1 protein-coding gene and 1 pseudogene are annotated in these 1702 nt (G+C 31.8%); both read left to right on the top strand.

Features of this window, described 5'->3' with window-relative positions; all coding sequences use genetic code 11:
- Positions 1-488 (top strand): annotated as a pseudogene (locus IM290_RS21345) (hypothetical protein); the annotation flags it as partial.
- Position 489: 1 nt separating this feature from the next.
- Positions 490-1702, top strand: a 1213-nt coding sequence (locus tag IM290_RS21340; protein ID WP_193354504.1) for a hypothetical protein, incomplete at its 3' end; no start/stop codon positions are given.

Raw genomic sequence — 1702 nt, 5'->3', positions numbered from 1 at the left:
CCCTTATGGTAACAGCTGCCGGGATAATTACTGTCTTTCCAAGAGCTATGTTAAATTTGAAAGTAAAAGAACTTCATTTAATACTTTTAAATAATAAAGAACAATATTATGATCAATCAAGATGTTTCAAAAAACAAATAATCTATATTATGTTGTTAGGATTCATTGCTATGATGGGCTATGTTTATCTTGCTGCTAAAAACGCATCAACAATTGAGATTATGATCGTTGGCTTATGTATTTTTTCATTTATTTCCGTTGGACAATACTCTATTATTGAATCAACATTAATAAATCTTGTCGGAAAAGAGAAGTTATCTTTATTGTTAAATGCTATCACGTTCACAATTTTCATCATTATGTATTACATTATGCATAAATTTATTTCGTTCCCACCTTTGATAGCTATTGTTATTTTAAGTGGTACTGTTCTTATTGCTTATTATATAAGATATTTTGTAATGAAAAAGGTATTGGCGGAGGTCTAATATGTCCTTTTTAACGTATAACAGCATCTTAAATGCAGAGTTTGATTGTTTTATTAGCACTACAAAAGCATCCTACAAATTTAGTATGGCTGATGGGGAAGGCTGTGTATATTATGATTCAAGCGATTGGTTAGATGAGCCGCACAACAACTCTAACAAAAGTGAGATAATTATTTCAGGTTGGTTTGTAAATGACAAATATGAACGTAACAATTTGAATTGGTTGCAAAAATGTCTTGATGAAGGTGAAGAGTTTACAACTATATCTAAAAAAATAATTTCTGGCATGTTTATATGTTTATACTACGATAAAGATGTTGGTAATGTTAAGGTCTTCACTGATCCGTTTTCGCTATCACCTCATTATTACAATATCTCTGACGGTAGTCTTCATATCTCTCCATGTGCAGCAATATTCTCTCAGCCTAAAAACAAAAGTATTGAAGAAATTCTTCTAGCACAAGGACATCTTTTCGGTAATTATACAATTTATGAAAACGTGTATCGCTTTATACCTGGAGATATTATTGAAATTGTAAACTCTGATATAAAAGTGTTTATCTATGGTTATGAAATTAATGCAGTTGATAATATTGATGTGATTCAGGAAGCTAGAGCACTTTTGTCAGCCACACCTTCTGAATTACAATCAATTGCATTATCGGCAGGATTCGATTCTAGATTTATACTCACTATTTCGGACCCTAAATTTGCGTATACATGGGGACCCGAAAATTCTGCTGACGTACAGAATGGTAAAAAATTGGCTGCATTTCGGAACATAATATTTGAATCTTTTAGATTTAAAAGTAACTCAGTTACTGAAATTGACAAGTCAATATGTAACCAGCTTTTTAGTGGAAGTGTCAGAGCATATAATCCCCAGTTTTTCAGTAACTATCGCCATGCTGCCAGTTTGTCGGTGAAAAATACAATAGCTCTTGATGGTTATTTAGGGGATGTATTGCAGCGAGGTGTTTACATGTCTTTTGGAGGTAAATTAGGTGAATTTTATAAACTTTTTCCGTTTTTAACACCTTTATTATTAAAGCCCGAGCATTTGTTAAGAAAGCGTTACAGGAAATTAAGCGATGAGCAATTTAATTATGTGTTGGAAGATTTTCATAATAAAACTTCAAAAATAAATGGCATAGACCCTTTACAAAAAGTGACTTACTATGAATTCATTTATGGACGAGGGCTTCGTTTTATTA

This window comes from Enterobacter cloacae complex sp. S1, assembly GCF_014930525.1.
Taxonomy (GTDB): Bacteria; Pseudomonadota; Gammaproteobacteria; order Enterobacterales; family Enterobacteriaceae; genus Enterobacter; species Enterobacter hormaechei_C.
The sequence above is the reverse complement of the archived record's forward strand: the minus strand, read 5'-3'. Positions and strand labels throughout refer to the sequence as shown.